Raw genomic sequence first — 15,656 nt, 5'->3', positions numbered from 1 at the left:
CGTCGCCCTGGCCCCACCCCGCCAAGGCGATGTGTTTCAGATGACCACCGCTTCCATACTCTCCAGAGTCCCGAATACCCAAGGGGCGATCGTGCTGCCCCTAAAATGCGTGGGTTGTTTTTCAATTCGCATCAACACAAGGACCCCTCATGGAACACACTTTGCCCGCACTGCCTTACGCGATCGACGCTTTGGCCCCTCATTACAGCCAGGAAACCCTGGAGTTTCACCACGGCAAGCACCACAACGCTTATGTGGTGAACCTGAACAACCTGCAAAAAGGCACTGAATTCGAGAGCATGTCCCTCGAAGACATCATCAAAAAATCCAGCGGCGGTGTGTACAACAACTCGGCCCAGATCTGGAACCACACTTTCTTCTGGAACTGCATGAAACCCAACGGCGGCGGCGAGCCCACAGGCGCTTTGGCCACAGCCATCCACGCCAAGTTCGGCAGCTACGCCGCCTTCAAGGAAGCTTTCGTCAAGAGCGCTGTGGGCAACTTCGGCTCTGGCTGGACATGGCTGGTCAAGAAAGCCGATGGATCGGTGGACATCGTCAACATGGGCGCTGCAGGCACCCCGCTGACCACTGGCGATACCCCTTTGATGACCGTGGATGTGTGGGAGCACGCTTACTACATCGACTACCGCAACATGCGTCCCAAGTTCGTGGAGACCTTCCTCGACAAGCTGGTAAACTGGTCTTTCGCTGAGAAAAACTTCGCCTGATCGAGGTTTTCTCCAAGTCAAAAAGCCCGCTATTGCGGGCTTTTTGCTTTACGGATGCTCCTCCGATCAACCACTGAGCTGAGCATGGGCTGGGGCCGGGCGCCGATTTTGGGTACTCCCTCATGAGGCGCCCGGCCCCAGCCCATGATCAGCCGTACCTTCAGCTCGAGACCACACCTGCTCAGCGGTGAACAAAGCACCCAAAACGGTCAGCGAATCATCATCCCGCCATCGGCCACGATGGTCTGCCCCGTCACGTACTGCCCGGCAGGGCTGGCCAAAAACACCGCCACACCGCCGATGTCGTCCGGCTCGCCCATGCGGCGCAAGGGGGTCTCGTTGTTGTACTTGGCGCTCAGTACCGGGTCCTCGTGCAGCGCCTTGGCAAAGTCGGTCTTGATCAGGCCCGGGGCGATGCAGTTCACGCGGATGTTGTCCGGTCCCCATTCCACGGCCAGGTTGCGCGCCAACTGCATGTCGGCGGCCTTGGAGATGTTGTACGCCCCAATGATGGCCGAGCCGTGCAGACCGCCGATGGACGACACGATCACGATGGCCCCGTCTTTTTTGGCCTTCATGTCGTGGTAGACCATGGTGCACAGCCAGGTGTTGGACAGCACGTTGTTGCGCATGACCTTGTCAAACACCTCGTCGCTCATGCCTGTGGTGGGACCGTAATAGGGATTGGTGGCCGCGTTGCACACCAAGATGTCGATCGGCCCCCAGGCCGCGCGGGTTTGGTCGATCAGGTTTTGCAACTGCTCTTTGCTGGAGATGCTTGCGGCAATCGCTATGGCCTCACCGCCTGCAGCCTGAATCTCTTTGACCACCACCTCGCAGGCGTCTTGCTTGCGGCTGGACACCACGACTTTGGCGCCTTGTTGGGCCAGCTGGTGCGCAATCGATCGGCCGATGCCACGGCTAGAGCCCGTGACGATGGCAACTTTGCCTTTGAGATTGAACAGTGACATAAAACGGTCTCCTTGTTTGAAAGTTGGGCAGTCTGCACTTGTGCGATTCAGGTGTCTGTCTTGCGGGCGTCACCCGAACAGGCGAAGTGCCCAGCCTGCGCCACAATGGGGCCCATGGAACAAATCGATGCTGTGGTGATCGGTGCCGGCGTGGTCGGCTTGGCTGTCGGGCGGGCGCTGGCTTTGGCAGGGCGCGAGGTGCTGGTGCTCGAGTCGCAAAACGCCATCGGCACGGGCACCAGTTCGCGCAACAGCGAAGTCATCCACGCCGGCATTTATTACCCGGCGGGCTCTCTCAAGGCGAGGCTGTGCGTGCAGGGCAAGCAAATGCTCTACACCTATTGCACCGAGCGCGGCGTGGCGCACCAGCGGCTGGGCAAACTGATCGTGGCCACCAGCCCCGATCAGGTTCTGGCCCTGGACAGCATCGTCGCCAAAGCCGCCGCCAATGGCGTGAACGACCTGCAAAAACTCACGGCTGTTCAGGCCCAGGCGCTGGAGCCCGCCTTGTCTTGCGAAGCGGCGCTTTTGTCGCCCAGCACGGGCGTGGTGGACAGCCACGGTCTCATGCTCGCCTTGCAAGGCGACATGGAAAACGCAGGGGGTTTGCTGGCGCTGGTTTCCCCCGTGCTGCACATCGGCCTCAAGAAGGGTACCGCCACGCACCCGATACGCGTCACCACGCAGGATGGCACCGAGCTGGCTTGCCAAGTGCTGGTCAATGCCGCAGGGTTGAGCGCCGTGGCGCTGGCCGAGCGCATGGACGGGCTTGACAAAAGCGGCTTGCCCCAAGCCCATTACGCCAAAGGCAACTATTTCACGCTGGCGGGCAAGGCACCGTTTTCCCACTTGATTTACCCCGTGCCCGAAAAAGCCGGTTTGGGCGTGCACCTCACACTCGACCTGGGGGGGCAAGCCAAGTTCGGCCCGGATGTGCAATGGGTAGACGACCCCGCAGACCTGCAAGTCGATCCGCGCCGGGGCGATGCGTTTTATGCCGAGGTGCGCAAATACTGGCCTGCTTTGGAAGAGGGTGCGCTGCAACCGGGCTATTCAGGCATGCGACCCAAGATCAATGCCCCGCATGAATTGGCTGCTGACTTCATGATCCAAGGCCCAGCCGAGCATGACATCCCCGGTTTGGTGAACCTGTTCGGGATTGAGTCGCCGGGATTGACCAGTTCTTTGGCAATCGCAGACGAGGTCAGTGCTCGGCTGGCCTGAGGCCATCAGGCTCAACCCTTACACCTCATGCCCTTTTCGCCATCACTGCTTCAACGTTTTTTCCAACGGGTTGAAACTTTGCTGCTGTGCCATGGCACAGAGCCCAAAACCATTTTTTGGCTGGCGGTTTTTTCGGTTATGGATGGTTTTTTACCCATGTTGCCCGCAGAAATGTTTGTGCTGGCCTTGTGTGTTCTTCAGCCGCAAAAGGGCAAAGTCATTGTGCTGGCCTTTGCAGTGGCTTCTGCATGGAGTGCTTTTTTATTGGCCTTGGGCATGGGGACGCTGACGGCATCTGCCGAATCGCTGAGTCAAAAGCTGATGGGTTCACAAGGGCCGCAAGTCTTGGCCATGCTGCGAGACTCGGGGCCGGTCAGCATGGTGTTTTTCTCAATTTTTCCAGACTCTCCGCGTTCCGCCATCGCGCTGTTCGCCTTGAGTGGCGTGTCGCCCGAGTCGATCGGTGCGATGGTGTTGATCGGCAAACTCATGCTTTACACCGTGTTGTTGTGGTTGATCCACCACTTGCCCTCCAGGGTGGGGCGTTGGCGCGGTGCAGGGCCATTCTGGGTCAGGTGGTTACAGCGCCGCGCAAGCCGCTTTGTGGCCTATTGCCGACGAATCCGCTGGCGAGCCAAGTGTCTCAACCCAGGGGCTTGAACACCCCCAGGAAGTGCCTGGTGTGCACTGCTCGGTGGTTTATCGCTTGAGAGACAGCATGGGGTGACAAGGCACATCTATCATGGTTTGCATGCATCCTTTTGACGAAGCCATTGACCTGCGGGTCTTTGCGACCCACGAATTCACCGGCGCGACCCACCCGGCCTACGCCAACATGGTTGGGCCCTTTGGCGGAACCACCGCTGCCCAGTTGCTCCAATGCGCCATGCTGCACACGCAAAGACTGGGCGATCCCGTGGCCCTGACGGTCAACTTTGCAGCGCCGGTGGCCGACGGGGCCATTCGCTTTGTGGCACGGCCCGTGCGCACCAACCGCTCCACCCAGCACTGGATCATCGAAGCGCATCAGACCCCAAATGACATCAGCGGCGTGGTGGCCACCGCCACGGCGGTGTTCGCTGTGCGCCGCGAAACTTGGTCAAACGTGGAGGCCGTGATGCCCGCCAACGTGTTTGCGCCCGAGACAGTGCCCCGCATGCCCGTGAGAGGCATGCCTGCCTGGCCGCAGCGCTACGACATGCGCTTTGTCGAAGGCGCTTTTCCGACGGCCTTTGATGAGCAAGAGCAAGCCCATTCCCGCTCGACCCTGTGGGTGCGTGACGAACCCGAGCGGGCGCTGGACTTTGCCTCTTTGGCCGCCATCAGCGACAGCTTTTTCCCGCGCATTTACGTCCGCCGCCGCCGCCGCGCGATGATCGGCACGGTGTCCCTCACCACCTATTTCCACGCCGACAGCGCCTTGCTGACGCAAGTGGGCACAAACCATGTTCTGGGCGTGGCCAAAGCCCTGAATTACCGCCACGGCTACTTCGACCAGACCGGTGAGTTGTGGAGCCAAGACCGCCAACTGCTGGCGAGCACGCACCAGCTGGTGTACTTCAAGGATTGAGCTTTCAGCGCTTCATCTGCTGCAAGGCACTGGCCACTTCGGTCACCAGCGCCGGGCCTTTGTAGATCAGCCCGGTGTAGATCTGCACCACATCGGCGCCAGCTTCGATTTTGGCGATCGCGTCGTGCCCGCTCAGGATGCCACCTACGCCGATGATGGGGAAGTCTTTGCCCAATGCGGCTCGCAACAAGCGGATCACGCGGTTGCTGCCTTCAAAAACAGGCGCACCCGACAGACCGCCCATTTCTTCGGCGTTTGGCAAGCCGCTCACCGCGTCACGGGCCAGCGTGGTGTTGGTGGCGATCACGCCGTCCATGCCGTGTTTGTGCAAAGTGGCGGCGATCACGCCCACTTGGTTCTCGTCCAGATCGGGGGCGATTTTGAGGAACATGGGGACACGGCGACCGTGTTCAGCCGCCAGCTCTTCGCGCCGCGCCACCAGGGCGCCCAGCAGGCCGTGGAGCGCCTCGTCGCTTTGCAGGGCGCGCAGGTTCTTGGTGTTGGGGCTGGAGATGTTCACCGTCACATAGTCGGCATGCGGGTAGACGCCGGCCAGCGCGATCACATAATCGTCGGTGGCGTTTTCCATGGGCGTGGCGGCGTTTTTGCCGATGTTCAGGCCCAGCAGGCGTCCTTGCCGACGGAATTTAGAACGTTTGACGTTGGCGATGAAGGCGTCCAGGCCATCGTTGTTGAAACCCAGCCGGTTGATCAGCGCTTGTGCTTCGGGCAAGCGGAACATGCGGGGCTTGGGGTTGCCTGGCTGCGCTTTGGGCGTGACGGTGCCGACTTCGACAAAACCAAAACCCATGGCGCCCAAGCCGTCAATGCAGCGGGCGTTTTTATCGAGCCCTGCGGCCAGACCCACGCGGTTGGGGAACTGCAGGCCCGCGAGCGTGATGGCTTGCGCAACAAAGGGCTGGCGGTAGAGGTGGTCTAAAGGGGTGTTCTGGGTTCTGGCCAGACCCTCGATGGTCAGTTCGTGGGCCTCTTCGGGGTCCATCTTGAACAAAAACGAGCGGGCGAGGGAGTAAGGGATCAGGGACATTGGATAATTCCAGGTTGATCGCTTTATTGTCTCAGACCCGAAATTTTCCATGACCCAAGACGAACTCAAAGCCCTGGTGGGCCATGCCGCCCTGAAATACGTTGTTCCCGGCGAGATCGTTGGCGTGGGCACCGGCTCCACCGTCAACAAATTCATCGACGCGCTGGCCACCATGAAAGACCAGATCAAAGGCGCGGTGTCCAGTTCCGAAGCCTCCACCCTGCGCCTCAAAGCCTTGGGCATTCCGGTGTTCGACAGCAACGAGGTCGAGAGCCTGTCGGTCTACATCGACGGTGCGGACGAAATCGACCACCAAGGCCACATGGTCAAGGGCGGTGGCGCGGCGCTCACCCGAGAGAAAATCGTGGCCGCGCAGTCCAAGCGCTTTGTTTGCATCGCCGACGAGAGCAAGCTGGTGGATGCACTGGGTGCATTTCCCTTGCCGGTGGAAGTCATCCCCATGGCCACAGCGCGGGTGATGCGCCAGTTTGCGGCCATGGGGGGCACCGCCGCTGTGCGCCTCCACAACGGCGAACCCCTTGTCACCGACAATGGCCAGCACATTGTGGATGTGAAAGGCCTGAAGATCAGCGACCCGGTGGCCTTTGAGAACACCGTCAGCCAGTGGCCCGGCGTGGTCACTGTGGGGGTGTTTGCTTTGCAAAAAGCCCAGGTTTGTTTGTTGGGCACGGCCTCAGGGGTGAAGACACTGAGCTTCTGATCAGGTGGCTCTGGCCAGCCGTTGACGCAGCTCGGTCTTGAGCACTTTGCCGTAATTGTTCTTGGGCAGGCTGGCCACAATTTCATAGCGTTTGGGCCGTTTGAAGCGGGCGATCTCTTCCAGGCAGAGCTTGTCCAGTAAGGCGGTGTCGAGTTCTTGCCCCGTTTGTGGCACCACAAAAGCCACCACCACTTCGCCCCATTCGGCATCGGGCGCACCCACTACAGCTGCTTCGGCCACCCCGGGCGCGTGCAGCAGCACTTCTTCGATTTCACGGGGGTAAATGTTGGAGCCACCGCTGATGATCATGTCCTTGCTGCGGTCTTTCAGGGTCAAAAATCCGTCCACGTCCAGGCATCCCATGTCACCGGTGAATAGCCAGCCCTGCTGAATGGCTTGGGTCGTGGCCTCAGGGTTTCGCCAGTAGCCGGCCATGACGCTGTCGCCCTGGATCACGACTTCACCCACTTCGCCCAGCGGCAGGTCATGCCCTTGTGTGTCGGTGACGCGGATGCGCACCGGCGTTTGTGCCAGGCCGACCGAGGCCAGGCGTTGTGAATATTTCGCGTGCTGGGTGTCTTGCAGCTGCTGGCGCGATAAAACGGTGCCCACCATCGGACTTTCGCCTTGTCCGAAGATTTGCACAAAACGCGGCCCCATGACGCGCAGGGCCCGCTGGATGTCGGCCGCGTACATGGGCGCCCCCCCATAAACGATGGTTTTGAAGGTTTGGCCACAAGCATCAACTGAAAACCCCGCAGCCTCAGCATGTTCGACCAGCCGCTTGACGATGGTGGGCGCGGCAAACATGGACAGCGGCCCGATTTGCTGACCCAAGGCAAACAATTCCGTTGGGTCCAAGCCGCCCGAAGGCGGCACCATGTGCCGAGCCCCCGCCATGAGGTGCGGAATGGCGTAAATGCCCGCCCCATGGGACATGGGCGCAGCGTAGGCGATGGTGTCTTGTGCCGAGACCGTGTCCACATCGCAAAAGTAGCCCAGGCCCATGGTCAGCAGGTTGCGGTGCGTGATCATCACCCCTTTGGGACGGCCCGTGGTGCCGCTGGTGTAGAACAGCCATGCCAAGTCATCGGCCCTGCGTTCGGTGATGGGGGTGTTGACCGGCGATTCGGGCCATTGCCACAGCGCATCGGCTTTTCTGCCGTCCACCTCGATGACGCGCTCAAGTCCTGAGAGGCTTTCATTGTTTTCGCTGGCGATGTCGCCGGTGACGAAGGCCCAGCGGGCCTGTGCGTTGTCGATGATCCATTGGGCTTCGCGCAGGTGCAACTTGGCATTGATGGGCACCACCGCCAGCCCCGCCCACCAAGCTGCAAACACCACCTCGAGGTAGCGCACATGGTTGCGCATGAAGAGCGCGACCCGGTCGCCGGGTTGCAAACCAGCGGCTTGAAACTGGGTCGCCAGATGCTGGCAGCGCTGGGCCCACTGACCATAGTTGGCGACGGTCTGGGCACCGTTCAGGATGGCGGGACGCTCAGGGTCCCTGAGGGCTTGGCGTTGCAACAAATAGGCGAGGTTCAATGGGGGCTCCTGCACTGCGAGAACTGATTTTGTTCCGAACAAGGTCCGCTTGCCTGTCTCGCGGAAGTCTTGGTCTGAGCGATGGTCAGTCGGGCTGACGGCGCAGCAGCAAGCGCAAATCCTGGCCGATTCGGTCCACCGCATGAAAGGCCAGTTTCACCGAATCACTCAGGGCATCCATAGCGGCCAGCTTGGCCATGCCTTGGCCGGGGCCCAGCAGTTGGGGCGCGATGTAGACCAGGTATTCGTCCACCAGCCCTTCACGGATGAAGGAGCCGTTGAGCTTGTGTCCAGCTTCCACATGCAGCTCGTTGATCTCGCGCAAGGCCAAATCGCGCAGCATGCCCGCCAGATCGACCTTGCCCCCAGGCCCGGGCATGTCGATCACGCTGACACCTCGGGCGATCAGCGCGGCACGTTTGTCAGCGTTGTCTGTGGTGGCGGTGTAAATCCAGATCTGCCGGGCTTGCTCGCCGGTGCCTTGGGTGCCCAGCAGTTGGGCGTTCAGGGGCATGTCCAGGCGGCTGTCGACCACCACCAAATGCGGTTGACGTGGCACATCCAGGCCACGCACATTGAGCAGCGGGTCGTCTTCGAGCACGGTGCCAATGCCCGTCAAGAGGGCGCAGGCCCGAGCACGCCAGGCATGCCCGTCGGCGCGGGCCTTTGGGCCGGTGATCCACTGGCTTTGGCCGTTTTGCAGGGCGGTTTGGCCGTCGAGCGATGCGGCCATTTTCATGCGCACCCAGGGCAGGCCGCGTTCCATGCGGTTGAAAAATCCGATGTTCAGCTCTCGGGCTTGAATGGCTTCGTCGGAGGTGGGCGGCAGTGTTTCGGTTTGCACGCCCGCAGCCGCCAAGCGCGCCATGCCCTGACCGGCCACTTTGGGGTTGGGGTCGGTCATGGCCGAGACCACCCGCCCAATGCCTGCTGCCGCCAGTGCATCGCAACAAGGCCCGGTGCGGCCCACATGAGCGCAAGGCTCCAGTGTGACCCAGGCGGTGGCCCCAAGCACACTGTGGCCACGCACGGCGGCATCGCGCAAGGCCATCACTTCGGCGTGCGGGCCTCCAACACGTTGTGTGTGGCCCTGACCCAGCACCGAGCCGTCGGTGGCGGTGATGACACAGCCCACACGCGGGTTGGGCGCGGTCAGCCACAGGGCTTGGTAGGCCAGATCCAAAGCCAACGTGATGGGGAAAGGGGGTGCGATCGAAGTGGTCACGGCAAAGACAAGAAAAAGCGATCAAGTTTCAACAAGCGCGATAGGGGACTTTGAGCCCAACGCATCAGGGCAAGGATACGCCAAGCCAAGAGGGTAAAGCCGAAACGCTGCTGTGCCATTCGATCAGACTTGCAGTCCCTGAACCTTGTTCAGGAGCGTTGTTGGGGCTTTTTTGGCCATGTGCTGGCCAACTCACGCGCACATGCAAATCGGACAAGTATGCCGCGCCTGCGGCGGTGCTTTGTGCTTGCCGCGTGTAGGTCACACCTTGAATGACCAAGGTCTCATCAGCAGGGCATGTGATGACATGGGCGGGGTCTGGCATTGAGACCAGGGCTCGCATGCAATCCATGGCCTCGTGCGCCAGTTGCTGGGCCACAGTGTGTTGGCGGGTCTGACTGGCCGTGTTCAACGTCTGGAGAGTCAATTGCGTTGCACCCACCAGCCCGATGCCCAAAATAGCCGAGGCGATCAGGGCTTCGACCAAGGCCATGCCCTGTTGTTGAGTTGTTTGTGGTTTCATGGTGGGTCCCCGCTCCAACTGCCGTTGACGCGTTGGAGCCTTGTCGCATCAATGCCTGCAGGCCAGTTCAAGATGTAAGCGTTGCGACCTTCCGGGCGGGCCAGCACCGTGCCCTGTTGCCATTCGGGCAAGCCCGACTCGACCACCAATTGGCCTTCGATGGTCCCGGCTTGCCAGCCGCGCATTTTTTCGTCGTTGCAACCCGAGTCCAGCAACACGCTGCCGATCACGCGAGCGCTGGCGTGGATGCGGGGGCAGCCTTGTGCACAGGCTTTGGCAGAGAAGGCCAACAGGACGGGCAGGTCTGTGCTGCCCACGCTCAGCTGCCATTCGCTCGGGCTGTCGATCCAGTAAACCGTGCGGGCAGGGGTGGTGTGTGCGGTCAAGCCGTTGCGCTCTTGTGCATCGGACCATGCTTGCAGTTGTGCGTCGGTGATCTCGCCCAGAACACTGCGCCAAGCCGCGCGGTTGCAGGGGCCGGTGGGCAGGGCGGTGGTGGGCCCGAGCAAGCTGCCTGCGCCGATCAAGCTCGAAGGCGTCAAGGCCAGGCAGGCATTTTTTTCGTCCGCAGAAAGGGAGCCATTGCGGTCGGTGTCCGTCACAAAATGCGTTTGCACGGCAGGGCCGATGGCGCTGCCAGCGCAGGCCGTGCCGTTGGCGACCAAAGGGCACACGCGCAAGCGGGCACCTGCCGCTTCGGTGATGCAGCCATTGACCACCAGTGCGGCAGGCGCAGACACCTCGGGTGCAGGCGATACGGCCGGAATGAAGACGCTCTCGCGGACATAGGCTGTACTGTTTTGTCCACTGATGCGGGCGCTGGTTTGCAGCATCAGCACATGGGGCGACAACACCAGATCGCGCACCGCCATGGCGATGGTTTGGGCTTGTGGCATGGCGGGGTGCTGGGGCACGTTCAACTGGGTGCACTGCCATTGCGGACCCGAGTGGCCAGCAGGGCAGTCCGCACCGCCCATCAAAACGGCTGCCAGGCCCGATGCTGTGCTTGTCAGCGCGACTTGGGCTCGGGCCAAAACCGCTTCGGCGGCCATCCGGGCTTGAGCAGCGTGTGCGTGGTTGAGGGAGGCCAATTGGTCCACCAGCACGCTGCGGGCACCGTAAAAACTGGTCAAGCTGGCCAGAATGACCAAGCCGATCGCCACCAGCAGTGTGATGGCCCCTTTATGCAGTTCTTGGATGGACCCGGTTCTCATGGGCAAAAAAGCGCCGTTTGGCTGGTTGGAAGGGCGTTGTGCAAATGCACCGTGCGTGTGAGCTTGACTTGGCGGCTGGTGTCGCCAGGCCACTGCGCAGTCAGGGCCAGGTTGATGCGGCGCAGCAACCAGCCTTGAGCCGTGCCGCATTGCAGTTGCCAGTCGAGTTGCGTGAACTGCAAGCTCGCTGTGTCGGTGAGGGCCGTCCAGACCTCTGGACTGCAAGCGGTGCGGGCTTGCAGCGCCCCTTTGACCAAGCGAAATCCCAAGCATTCGTTGTTGTCTTTCAGGCCGTTGTGGTTGCGGTCAAGGCTGAAGGCGATGCGACTGCCGCTGATGCTGAAGTCATCCGGACCGGCACAAAATGGGTCGTCGCAATGGCTGGGAGCACGCGTTTCCCAAGCGTTGGCCACATAGTGGGCTTGGCTCAATTCGCGGGCCATCCAGTCCATGGCCGAGCGCAGGTCGTGTTGCAGGCGACTGTCTTGTAGCGCCATGCGGTGGGCGCGCAGTTGGTTGGCCAGCAATGCGCTGCCCGCTGCCAAAACCACCAAACCCACAGCCAGGCCGACCAGCAACCCCATCAAGGTTTCGCCGTCCTCGATTGACGGATGCTCAAACCGTGGACGTCTGAAAGGCTTGCAGAGCATCAGAGACGGACTTTCAACGGCGCCAGCAGCGGGCAGGGTCGCTGCTGGTGTGTTCGCCTGCACCCCAAACCGCGGTGGCGCTGCCTTGCCAGCTCAGGTGCAAGGGGTTGCACTCGGGGTCCGCCGCTTGACTGCCCAAGGCTGTGGCTTGCGCCGTGTAGGCCTCCGGCGAGGCTGCGGTCACGCTGATTTGGTAGTGACCTTGTGGTGACTTGTCACTGGCCCAGCCCAGGTCGGTGAGCGATTCGGTGTAACGGTCCTGCTGTGCACGCCATCGCGCTTGGTCCACTTGCAGTTGCAGCAAGGCCGCTTGCCCATCGCTGCGCCTGGCCTGACGTTGTTGCTGTTGGTAAGTTGGCCAAGCCAATGCAGCCAGAACACTCATCAAACCCAAGGTGATCAGCAGTTCGGCCAAGGTCCAGCCATGGCTTGGCGTCCGTAGCGACTTGATCCCTTGGTTTGGGCCTTGCGTGTGGCTGATTTTTTTGAGCCTCTTTTGCATGCGCATCCTCCACTGTCAAGATATGAATTGTGGCCTTATGTATTCATCTTGTACAGTGTCACAAGCGCTCCAAAACCCCATGTCTTGCCCTGCCATCCACCATCGACAAAGAATTGCCCGGTTCAGGCCTTGGGGTTTCACTTTGCTGGAAGCCTTGGTGGTGCTGGCCGTCTTGGGTGTTTTGCTCAGCTTGGCTGTACCCAGCTTGTCCAATCTGGTGGACAAGCACCGGTTGCAGGCCCAAGCGGAAGGGTTGCTGGCCAGTTTGCAATTGGCCCGGTCGGAGGCCATCCGCCGTCAGCAGCCCATCACCGTTTGCCCTCGCGCTGACCAAGTGTGCGACGCCAACGCGGCGTGGGACAAAGGTTGGCTTGTTTTTGCGGATGCCAACCACAACGCCCGATACGACGAGGGCGAAGGCCTGATTGAGGCACACGAGCCCATGCCAGCCAAGGTGTTGGTAGGGGTCACCAGCACGGTGAAGGGTTATTTTTCTTATGGGCCGGAGGGCCGCAGCATGAGCACCAGCGGTGCGTTCATGGCCGGGTCATGGCGGTTTTGTCAAAACACATCCTCACAGGGCTGGCGGGTCGTCAGCAACGCTTTGGGAAAGCCGCGCCTTGAGAGCTACACGGCGACCCCATGTCCATGAGCACTGGGTCCTGTCCAAAGACAGGCTGTCCAACTCAGATCAGCTTTGAACTTCGTCCACCAGGGTCTTGAATTCGTCGATGTCTTCAAAGTTGCGGTACACGCTGGCAAAGCGCACATAGGCCACCTTGTCGAGTTTTTTCAGCTCGCGCATGACCAATTCGCCAATGCGGTGCGAGGCCACCTCACGGACGCCCAGGTTGAGCAGTTTTTCTTCCATCCGCTCAATCGCCCCATCGACTTGTTCGGTGCTGACGGGGCGTTTGCGCAAAGCCAGGTTGAGGCTGGCGCGCAATTTGTCGCGATGGTATTCGATGCGCCTGCCGTCTTTTTTGACAATGGCCGGAAAACTCACTTCCGGTTTTTCGTAGGTGGTGAAGCGCTTTTCACACGCCCCGCATTGGCGTCGACGGCGGATGAAATCCCCGTCTTCGGCCAGCCGTGTCTCGACCACTTGGGTTTCGAGGTGACCGCAAAACGGGCATTTCATGGTGACGTCCGATCAGCCGTAAACCGGGAAGCGGCTGGTCAGCGCGTGCACTTTGGCGCGAACAGAGGCCAAGTTGGCTTCATCCATCGGGTTGTCCAGCACATCCGCAATCAGGTGGGCGGTGGCGCGGGCTTCTTCATCCTTGAAGCCACGGGTGGTCATGGCGGGAGTGCCGATGCGCACGCCGCTGGTCACAAACGGTTTTTCAGGGTCGTTCGGGATGGCATTTTTGTTGATCGTCATGTGGGCGTTGCCCAAAGCGGCCTCGGCCAGTTTGCCGGTGATGCCCTTGGCGCGCAGATCCACCAGCATGACGTGGCTTTGGGTGCCGCCGCTGACAATCCGCAGGCCACGTTCGGTCAAGGTTTCGGCCACGATTTGCGCGTTCTTGATCACTTGGGCTTGGTAAGCCTTGAATTCGGGTTGCATCGCTTCTTTGAAAGCCACGGCCTTGGCCGCGATGACGTGCATGAGGGGGCCGCCTTGCAGGCCAGGGAAGATGGCGCTGTTGATGGCTTTTTCGTGCTCGGCTTTCATCAAGATGATGCCCCCACGGGGGCCACGCAAGCTTTTGTGGGTGGTCGAAGTCACCACGTCGGCATGGGGCACGGGGTTGGGGTACACGCCTGCGGCGATCAGGCCAGCGTAGTGGGCCATGTCGACCAAAAAGATGGCGCCGACTTCTTTGGCGATTTTCGCAAAGCGCTCAAAGTCGATGTGCAGCGAATAGGCAGAAGCCCCCGCGATGATGAGTTTGGGTTTGGTTTCGCGGGCTTTGGCCTCCATGGCCTCGTAGTCGATGGCTTCATGTGCATTCAAACCGTAGGACACGGCATTGAACCATTTGCCGGAGATGTTCAGCGGCATGCCGTGGGTCAAGTGCCCGCCTTCGGCCAGGCTCATGCCCAAGATGGTGTCTCCAGGTTTCAAGAACGCCAGAAACACGGCCTCATTGGCCGATGCGCCGCAGTGCGGCTGCACGTTGGCCGCTTGCGCACCGAAAATCTGCTTGATCCGGTCAATGGCCAACTGCTCCGCCACGTCCACATGCTCGCAACCGCCGTAGTAGCGTTTGCCGGGGTAGCCTTCGGCGTATTTGTTGGTCAGTTGGCTGCCTTGGGCGGCCATGACGGCGGGCGAGGCGTAGTTTTCGCTGGCGATCAGCTCAATGTGATGCTCTTGGCGGGCGTTTTCGGCCTGGATGGCGGCGAACAGCTCGGGGTCGGTTTGTTCAATCAAAATTTGACGGTTGTACATGGCAGTCCTTTGGATGGATATGACCTTGACCCAAAACGCAGGGTTTTTTGACAAGGGCTGCCCAGGCGAACGGCTGATCACCCGTGCCTGGTTTTGCTGACCAATTAAGGGTGGTGCGCTTCCCAGTGGTTTGGAATGGCCGCAAAGCCATCGCGTTCCACGTCAGAGTGATCCTGAAAGTATTGACCGATCAGGGGCTCCTATCGCCAGTTGCGCACCGCTCAAGTGTAGCCTAGGCGCAAGAGCCCCCATGTGGGGGTTTCGCCAGATTGGCTAATACAAAAGCTTACCGTGACGCTTGAGCTTTGGGCGAAGGATTTTCAAACACTTTTTCAATCAGGACTTGTTCTGCCAAGACCCGGTCAACGAATTGTCCTTCGTCGACATAAGCAGAGGACAGTCCGTAAAGGGTGAGGGCTTCCTCCAGGGTGTCGGTTTGTTGAATCAGGCCCTGCAAATGCCGAACACCCACGCGCACATTGGTCAATGGGTCAAAAGCCGACAAGGGTCCACCAAACTGGGTTAGTGCGTCCATGTGGGCTTGTAGCTCGATTTGCATCAAGCCGACTTGGCCTGTGTTGCCCGAGGCAAAGGGGTTAAACCGGGATTGGACAGCCATGATGGCCAGAATCAGGCTCGGTGGAATTTGGGCGCGCTCCCCCAAGTTCCAGGCTTCAGCCACCATGGCGCCCAGCGGTTCTGCCGACACCCGGTATTTGCGGCTGAGCCAGCGGGTGACCCGCTGCTGCTCGAGGGTCAAGCTTTGGGTGTCCTTGGCCGTCGTGCGGCTGGCGGCATTGCGCTGGGGCGAGGGCTCTTGGTGTCCCGATTGGCGAAACTCTAGCCAGCCTAGCAAAGCCCCGCTGGCGAAGGACTGGAGGTCGGGACGCGCCACAAAAGTCATGCTGACCAACACCACCGCCAAACCAAAGATGGCCAAGCCGTGTCGGGTGATTTCGACAAAGCCTTCACGAACATCGGTGGAAAATGTCTTGAGACTTAAAAGCAGATAGGGCGTGTGCGTGGGCAGTGTCATCGGTTTTCTTTCATGCCCAAAGTGGGGGTGGCTATTCAACCCTTTTTTGATAATTGTCGCAAGGACAATGGATTTTAAAATAGTTCATTCCGAGTCAAGGCCATTGCCGCGAGTCGATAAACGTGATGGGTATGAGCAGGCCCTTGTGGTCTGGAAATGACAGGAGATAGCCATCTGTTGAGCTCAGCGCACCATGACCGGTCAAATCCCGGCGAAAATACGTGGTTGTTGTGATCCGCTTCATGCTTTGCCTGAGCGATCACTGGTGACCCCCGATGCCGTATTTGGCATGAACCGA

Annotated in this window: 17 protein-coding genes and 1 riboswitch; of the genes, 6 read left to right on the top strand and 11 right to left on the bottom strand. The window is 60.3% G+C overall.

Annotated features, from left to right (window positions below; all coding sequences use genetic code 11):
* The first annotated feature begins 149 nt into the window (after window positions 1-149).
* Window positions 150-731: a Fe-Mn family superoxide dismutase gene (locus Q0O19_RS10600; RefSeq protein ID WP_295522792.1), complete on the top strand. Its 582-nt coding sequence runs from the start codon at window positions 150-152 to the stop codon at window positions 729-731.
* A gap of 209 nt (window positions 732-940) precedes the next feature.
* On the opposite strand, the gene Q0O19_RS10595 is transcribed toward Q0O19_RS10600, so the two are convergent.
* The gene (locus tag Q0O19_RS10595) at window positions 941-1,702 is read right to left on the bottom strand and encodes an SDR family NAD(P)-dependent oxidoreductase (protein ID WP_295522790.1); all 762 of its coding nucleotides are present in this window, start codon (window positions 1,700-1,702) and stop codon (window positions 941-943) included.
* 114 nt (window positions 1,703-1,816) lie between these two features.
* On the opposite strand from Q0O19_RS10595, the gene Q0O19_RS10590 reads away from it, so the two are divergent.
* The 3 genes from Q0O19_RS10590 (at window position 1,817) to Q0O19_RS10580 (ending at window position 4,496) form a co-directional block, all read left to right on the top strand.
* Window positions 1,817-2,926: an NAD(P)/FAD-dependent oxidoreductase gene (locus tag Q0O19_RS10590; RefSeq protein WP_295522788.1), complete on the top strand. Its 1,110-nt coding sequence runs from the start codon at window positions 1,817-1,819 to the stop codon at window positions 2,924-2,926.
* 156 nt (window positions 2,927-3,082) lie between these two features.
* A complete protein-coding gene (locus tag Q0O19_RS10585) occupies window positions 3,083-3,586 on the top strand; it encodes a hypothetical protein (protein WP_295522787.1) in 504 nt (167 codons plus the stop codon).
* Between the two features lie 91 nt (window positions 3,587-3,677).
* Window positions 3,678-4,496 (top strand): thioesterase family protein, encoded by an 819-nt coding sequence (locus tag Q0O19_RS10580; protein ID WP_295522785.1) that lies wholly within the window; start codon window positions 3,678-3,680, stop codon window positions 4,494-4,496.
* A gap of 4 nt (window positions 4,497-4,500) precedes the next feature.
* Here the strand turns inward: Q0O19_RS10580 and Q0O19_RS10575 are convergent, their stop codons facing one another.
* Window positions 4,501-5,544 carry a quinone-dependent dihydroorotate dehydrogenase gene (locus tag Q0O19_RS10575; RefSeq protein WP_295522783.1) on the bottom strand — a complete coding sequence of 348 codons (1,044 nt, stop codon included), beginning with the start codon at window positions 5,542-5,544 and terminating at the stop codon, window positions 4,501-4,503.
* A 49-nt stretch (window positions 5,545-5,593) separates the two neighbouring features.
* On the opposite strand from Q0O19_RS10575, the gene rpiA reads away from it, so the two are divergent.
* Window positions 5,594-6,265, top strand: coding sequence for a ribose-5-phosphate isomerase RpiA (gene rpiA, locus Q0O19_RS10570; protein ID WP_295522781.1), 672 nt, complete (start codon window positions 5,594-5,596; stop codon window positions 6,263-6,265).
* Here rpiA and Q0O19_RS10565 read toward each other — a convergent pair whose 3' ends face one another.
* The 6 genes from Q0O19_RS10565 to Q0O19_RS10540 form a co-directional block, all read right to left on the bottom strand.
* Window positions 6,266-7,810: an AMP-binding protein gene (locus Q0O19_RS10565; RefSeq protein WP_295522779.1), complete on the bottom strand. Its 1,545-nt coding sequence runs from the start codon at window positions 7,808-7,810 to the stop codon at window positions 6,266-6,268.
* Window positions 7,811-7,895: 85 nt separating this feature from the next.
* Window positions 7,896-9,035, bottom strand: coding sequence for a bifunctional diaminohydroxyphosphoribosylaminopyrimidine deaminase/5-amino-6-(5-phosphoribosylamino)uracil reductase RibD (gene ribD / locus Q0O19_RS10560; RefSeq protein WP_295522777.1), 1,140 nt, complete (start codon window positions 9,033-9,035; stop codon window positions 7,896-7,898).
* Between the two features lie 64 nt (window positions 9,036-9,099).
* A complete protein-coding gene (locus Q0O19_RS10555) occupies window positions 9,100-9,558 on the bottom strand; it encodes a prepilin-type N-terminal cleavage/methylation domain-containing protein (protein WP_295522775.1) in 459 nt (152 codons plus the stop codon).
* Complete coding sequence (locus Q0O19_RS10550; protein ID WP_295522773.1) at window positions 9,555-10,772, bottom strand: hypothetical protein; 1,218 nt, start codon at window positions 10,770-10,772, stop codon at window positions 9,555-9,557. The genes Q0O19_RS10555 and Q0O19_RS10550 overlap by 4 nt, the downstream gene beginning before the upstream one ends.
* Entirely contained in the window at window positions 10,769-11,356 is a 588-nt protein-coding gene (locus Q0O19_RS10545; RefSeq protein ID WP_295522772.1) for a hypothetical protein, read from the bottom strand. The genes Q0O19_RS10550 and Q0O19_RS10545 overlap by 4 nt, the downstream gene beginning before the upstream one ends.
* Window positions 11,357-11,435: 79 nt before the next feature.
* A complete protein-coding gene (locus tag Q0O19_RS10540) occupies window positions 11,436-11,924 on the bottom strand; it encodes a type IV pilin protein (protein WP_295522770.1) in 489 nt (162 codons plus the stop codon).
* Window positions 11,925-12,003: 79 nt separating this feature from the next.
* Between Q0O19_RS10540 and Q0O19_RS10535 the strand changes: the two genes are divergently transcribed.
* Window positions 12,004-12,576: a GspH/FimT family protein gene (locus tag Q0O19_RS10535; RefSeq protein WP_295522768.1), complete on the top strand. Its 573-nt coding sequence runs from the start codon at window positions 12,004-12,006 to the stop codon at window positions 12,574-12,576.
* A 39-nt stretch (window positions 12,577-12,615) separates the two neighbouring features.
* Here Q0O19_RS10535 and nrdR read toward each other — a convergent pair whose 3' ends face one another.
* From nrdR to Q0O19_RS10520, 3 genes are all read right to left on the bottom strand, one after another.
* On the bottom strand, window positions 12,616-13,065 hold the full coding sequence (gene nrdR / locus Q0O19_RS10530; RefSeq protein ID WP_295522766.1) for a transcriptional regulator NrdR: 450 nt from the start codon (window positions 13,063-13,065) through the stop codon (window positions 12,616-12,618).
* 12 nt (window positions 13,066-13,077) lie between these two features.
* The gene (gene glyA / locus Q0O19_RS10525) at window positions 13,078-14,322 is read right to left on the bottom strand and encodes a serine hydroxymethyltransferase (protein WP_295522764.1); all 1,245 of its coding nucleotides are present in this window, start codon (window positions 14,320-14,322) and stop codon (window positions 13,078-13,080) included.
* Window positions 14,323-14,374: 52 nt separating this feature from the next.
* Window positions 14,375-14,546: riboswitch (ZMP/ZTP riboswitch) on the bottom strand.
* Window positions 14,547-14,608: 62 nt separating this feature from the next.
* Window positions 14,609-15,358 carry a transglycosylase SLT domain-containing protein gene (locus Q0O19_RS10520; RefSeq protein WP_295522762.1) on the bottom strand — a complete coding sequence of 250 codons (750 nt, stop codon included), beginning with the start codon at window positions 15,356-15,358 and terminating at the stop codon, window positions 14,609-14,611.
* Window positions 15,359-15,656 lie beyond the last annotated feature (298 nt).

It is taken from the genome of Limnohabitans sp. Rim8 (assembly GCF_945869175.1).
Taxonomy (GTDB): domain Bacteria; phylum Pseudomonadota; class Gammaproteobacteria; order Burkholderiales; family Burkholderiaceae_C; genus Limnohabitans_A.
Note: the sequence above shows the minus strand (reverse complement) of the source record. Positions and strands in the feature narration are given on the sequence as shown.